The organism is Micromonospora echinofusca (assembly GCF_017614955.1).
GTDB classification, from domain to species: Bacteria; Actinomycetota; Actinomycetes; order Mycobacteriales; family Micromonosporaceae; genus Micromonospora; species Micromonospora echinofusca_A.
Window position 1 is genome coordinate 1 of sequence record NZ_WVUH01000466.1, and the last position, 4,574, is coordinate 4,574.

Here is a 4,574-nt window from a genome sequence, read left to right on the forward strand (position 1 = left end):
GGGCGGCGGCGGCGACCGGCGGCGCGGTCTGGATCGAGTCGGTCCGGGACGCCTGCGCCGACCTCGCGGCCCGGGCGCTCGTCGGTGAACTCGCCGTCGAGCCGTTGCGGCTCGACGGCGACCCCGATCCACGGTACGTCTCGATCACGCTGGCCCGGTTGCAGTGGGGCTCGGTCACCGGCCGCATCCAGGACCTCAAGTCCCGGATCCAACGGATCAACCCGGTGGCCAACAAGGACGAGTACTTCGCGCTCTTCGGGGAACTGCTCTCCCTGGAGCAGCATGCCCGGGCGCTGCGCGAGCAGGCAGCGGGAGGGCTGTGACGATGGGACTGTTCAACCGGCGGAAGCTGCCGGCGGCGAACCGGCCGGCACTGGACCGGGACGAGCGGGTGCTCGCCTGGGCGCGGGTCGCCGACGGGGACGGGGTCGTCGTGGTCACCAACGCCGGACTGTGGCTGCCCGGTCGGGGCCACCGGTTGGGTTGGCACGACCTGCACAAGGCGGTCTGGTCCGGGCGGGAACTGTCGGTCACGCCCGCCGAGCGGGTCGCCGAGCGGGACGGCTACCTGGTGGCGGTCGACTCTCCGGTGGAGACCTACCTGCTGCCCGACCCCGGTCAGGTGCCGCACCAGGTGCGTACCCGGCTGACCCGGTCGGTGGCGTACACCGAGCACCACGCCGTACCGGGTGGCGGGGTGCGGGTGGTGGCCCGGCGGGTGGTCGGTGTGGACGGGCTGACCTGGACGGTGCGCTACGACCCGGGTACCCCCGCCGACGAACCTGCGGTGGTGGCCGCCACCGACGACCTGGTGTCCGCCGCCCGCGCCGCCACCGCACCGGCGGCGGACACCCTCTGAGTCCCCGCCCGGTCAGCCGCCCCGGTAGTAGCGGGCGGCACCGGGATGCAGCGGGATCGGGTCGGTGCCGGCGGCGCTCTGCTTGTCGAAGTTGCGCCCCTCCGGGTGCACGGCGGCCAGTTCCGTCTGGTGCGAGAAGAGCAGCGCGGTCAGGTCGTACGCCAGCCGGTCCGGCATGTCGGCGCTGACCAGGATCAGGTTCGCCACCGTGATGGTCGGTACGCCCGCCGGGGTGCCGTACGCCTCCTTCGGCAGTTCGGCGGTGGTGTAGACCGGCCCGTACGCGGCGGTCAACGGCTCGATCAGGTTCGCGATCGGCAGGAACGTGAAGGTTCCCGGCGCGGCGGCCAGCAGGTCGGCGATGCCCGGGGTGGGCAGACCGCCGGAGAAGAACATCGCGTCGAGGCTGCCGGCGCGCATCCGTTTCGCGGTCTCCGGCAGGGAGAGCCGCAGTCGACGGATACCCCGTTCCGGGTCGAGACCCGCCGCGGTGAGCAGCCGTCCGGCGAGGACGTCGGTGCCCGACTTGGGGGAGCCGGTGGAGACCCGTTTGCCGCGCAGGTCGGCCATGGTGCGGATCTTGGCGTCGGTACGGACGATCACCTGGGTGTAGTTGCGGTACACCCGGGCCAGGGCGCGTACCGCCTGGGGGCGGCCCTGGAAGGCGCCCCGGCCGGCACTGGCGTCGGCGGCGGTGTCGGCGAGACTGAAGGCGATCTCCATGTCCCCGCCGGCCACCCGGGTGATGTTCTCCCCGGAGGCGCCGGTCGGTTCGGCCCGCGCCTCGTACCCGGGCAGGTGCCGGCTGATGATGTCGGCGTAGCCGCCGCCGAGCTGGTAGTAGACGCCGGTGGTGTTGCCGGTGGCGAGGAAGATCCGCCCGCCGTGCCAGGCGTCGGCGGCCGGGTCGGGGGCACCGGCGCCGCAGCCGGCCAGCAGTACCGTGGCGACCAGCGCGGCGAGCAGCGCCGGCAGCCGGTGGAGGCGGCGTGGCCGGCCGGTCGTCGGGTACCCGGGCGGTACGCGCGGTCCGTGGGTCATGCGCGGGCCGCCGGTTCGAGGGCCTCGGCCACCCGCTGCACCAGCATGGCCGTCTCGTAGCCGACCTGGCCCAGGTCGCAGCCGGGGGCGGCCAGGACACCGATCAGGGCCCGGTCGCCGACCGACATCACCAGCAGGACACCGCCGTCCATGTCGACGATCTGCTGGCGGACCCGGCCGGCGTTCATGAACCGGGCGGCGCCGACGGTCAGGCTGGCCAGGCCGCTGATCACCGCGGCCAGCTGGTCGACCTGGTCGGTGCTGAGGTCCGGGGAGGCGGCCAGCCGGAGGCCGTCGCCGGACACCGCGAGGGCGTGCGCCACGTCCGGTACCTGGCTGGCGAAACTGGCCAGCAGCCAGTCGAGACCGGCGCCTGTGTGCTGGGTCAATGGGGTCTCCTGGTCGCGTCGGTGTGGTGACTGCGTCGCATCGCGGTGGCCACGCCCTCGGCCAGTGCGGACAGTCGGGCCCGGACCAGCTCCGGGTCGAGCAGGTCGTCGGGGGGCCGTCGGGTCGGCTGGGGCAGGTGCAGCTCGGCGCTGAGCTGGTGACCGCGGGTACGTCGGGGAAGGTCCCGGCCGGGGTCGCCGGCCGGCGGGAGGGCCGCCCGGGGGGTGTCGCGCAGGACCGGCAGGACGACGGTGGGCGCCCGGTCGGCGGAGGAGAACCAGGCGGGTACCGGGGTGGCGGGCCGGACCCGGTCGGCTGCCACCGGCCGTGGACGGCGGGAGACCACCTTGTCCAGGGAGGTCAGCGCCGACTCGGGCACCTCCACGGTGGCCATGGTGCCGGTCCCGGTCGCGTGCAGCGAGACCTGGATGTGGTGCCGGGCGGCCAGGTGCGCGACCACGTGCAGGCCCATGCTGCCGGCGGCGGCACTGGAGAGGCTGGCCGGCGCGCTCAGCCGGGCGTTGATCTCGGCGAGCCGGCTGGCGCTGATCCCGATGCCCTGGTCGTGGATGCGCAGCACCATCCCGTCGATGGTGCGCCGGCCGTCCACCTGCACCATGGCGTGCGGCGGGGAGTACGTGGTGGCGTTCTCCAGCAGTTCGGCGAGCAGGTGCACCAGGTTGCCGACCACGGCCGCGTCGACGGCCACCTCCGGCAGGTCGGCCTCGACCCGGGTGTACTCCTCGATCTCCGAGGCCGCCGCCGCGACCACGTCGGTGATCAGGTAGGCGCCCTCCTGGGCCCGGCCCGGCTCGCCACCGGCCAGTACCAGCAGGTTCTCGCCGTTGCGGCGCATCCGGGCGGCGAGGTGGTCGAGGGCGAAGAGCCGGTCCAGCGCGTCCGGGTCGGTCTCCTCGCGTTCGAACTCGTCGAGCAGCCGGAGCTGCCGGGTGATCAGGGTACGGATCCGGCGGGCCAGCGCCTCCGCCATCCGGGTCACGTCCACCCGCAGTTCCGCCTGTTCACCGGCGAGCCGCAGCGCCGACCGGTTGACGGTGTCGAAGGCGTCGGCCACCTGGGCGATCTCGTCGCGGCCCCGGGCGATCCCGGCGGTCAGGTCGAGGGCGGAGACGCCCTCCCGGCCGCCGCCGCACTGCTCACCGGCGGCGATGGCGGTGATCCGTTCGGGTAGTTCCCGGTGGGCCATGGTCAGTGCGGCCACCCGCAGGCGGCGCAGCCGGCGGGCGGTGTGCACCGCGAGCAGCGCTGCGGCCAGGAAGGAGAGCGCCGCCACGGTCAGGGTGACCCCGGCGCTGACCAGCGCCCGCTGCCGGGCCTGCCGGGCCAGCTCGGCGGCCTGCCGGTCGAGCTGCTCGGACAGGTCCCGGCCGATCAGGTTGTACCGCCGGATCACCCCGCTCTGGGCCACGTACCAGGCGTCGCCGTCGGTACGCAGCGCGGCGGGGTTGGTGTCGGCGGTCAGGGCGTCGTCGCGCATCCGGCGGGCGGTGGAGACGTCCGTGCCGTCGAGCAGCCGGGCATAGGTGGCCTGCGACGGGGCGCTGGCGATCCGGGAGAACTCGGCCTGCCGCTGTTCCTGCGCGCCCCGGAGCTGGGCGACCCGGGCGAACTCGCCCTTGCCCAGGGCGCCCCGGGTGAAGATCGCCCGGAGCAGGTCCCGTTCCAGGGCGGCGAAGTGCTCCTGTGCGGCGACCGAGGCGACCTCGCGGGCCGCGTTGGCCAGGTCGGTGTCGTGCAGCTGGGCGGGCAGCGCGTCGGCGACGCCGAGCAGCGCGTCCACCAGGTTGACGAAGAGCGGGTCGGCGGGGCGGGCGCTGAGCGCGACGTCCCGGGCGGCCCCGAGCTGGGCGAGTTGCCCGTCGGCGCTGTCCAGTACCCGGGCCAGGGCGGGTGCGGTGCGCCGGGCCGCGTCGCCGGCCGAACGGTACCGGCCGACGGCCGCGTCGACGCGTTGCCGCTGGGCGTTGACCAGTTGCCGGCCGGATTCGCCGCCCCGCTGCCGCAGGGCCACGGTTTCGGCGAGTTCCCGTTCCAGTTCGTGCACCAGACGCACGGTCGCGGTGGCGGTGCCGGCGAGTACCCGGGCCCGTCCGGCGTCGGCGGAGGCGGAGAGCGCGGTGCTGGTCTGCACGGTACCGAGGACGATCAGGCCGAGCGTGGCGATCAGGATCGGGGCGAGGAGCTGGGTGCGTACCGACCACAACCGGTTGGTCTGGTCCGTGGGGCGGTTGTGGCGGCGTACGCGGGCGGTGCCGGGTACTGG

At 74.5% G+C, this 4,574-nt stretch carries 4 protein-coding genes and 1 pseudogene; 2 read left to right on the plus strand and 3 right to left on the minus strand.

What is annotated here, in order from left to right; translation table 11 throughout:
• Both GSF22_RS30995 and GSF22_RS31000 read left to right on the plus strand, forming a co-directional pair.
• Positions 1 to 323 (plus strand): annotated as a pseudogene (locus GSF22_RS30995) (DNA primase); the annotation flags it as partial.
• A 2-nt stretch (positions 324 to 325) separates the two neighbouring features.
• Complete coding sequence (locus GSF22_RS31000) at positions 326 to 859, plus strand: hypothetical protein (RefSeq protein ID WP_208817462.1); 534 nt, start codon at positions 326 to 328, stop codon at positions 857 to 859.
• 12 nt (positions 860 to 871) lie between these two features.
• Here GSF22_RS31000 and GSF22_RS31005 read toward each other — a convergent pair whose 3' ends face one another.
• The 3 genes from GSF22_RS31005 to GSF22_RS31015 form a co-directional block, all read right to left on the minus strand.
• Positions 872 to 1,900 (minus strand): TAXI family TRAP transporter solute-binding subunit, encoded by a 1,029-nt coding sequence (locus GSF22_RS31005; RefSeq protein ID WP_208817463.1) that lies wholly within the window; start codon positions 1,898 to 1,900, stop codon positions 872 to 874.
• On the minus strand, positions 1,897 to 2,289 hold the full coding sequence (locus tag GSF22_RS31010; RefSeq protein WP_208817464.1) for a roadblock/LC7 domain-containing protein: 393 nt from the start codon (positions 2,287 to 2,289) through the stop codon (positions 1,897 to 1,899). The genes GSF22_RS31005 and GSF22_RS31010 overlap by 4 nt, the downstream gene beginning before the upstream one ends.
• A partial coding sequence (locus tag GSF22_RS31015) for a sensor histidine kinase (RefSeq protein ID WP_208817465.1) occupies positions 2,286 to 4,574 on the minus strand: 2,289 nt, incomplete at its 5' end. The genes GSF22_RS31010 and GSF22_RS31015, both read right to left, overlap by 4 nt.

Coding starts and splice junctions, on each gene's coding strand:
- GSF22_RS31005 (WP_208817463.1), bottom strand. CDS start 1,900: ATGACCCACGGACCGCGCGTACCGCCCGGGTACCCGACGACCGGCCGG.
- GSF22_RS31000 (WP_208817462.1), top strand. CDS start 326: ATGGGACTGTTCAACCGGCGGAAGCTGCCGGCGGCGAACCGGCCGGCA.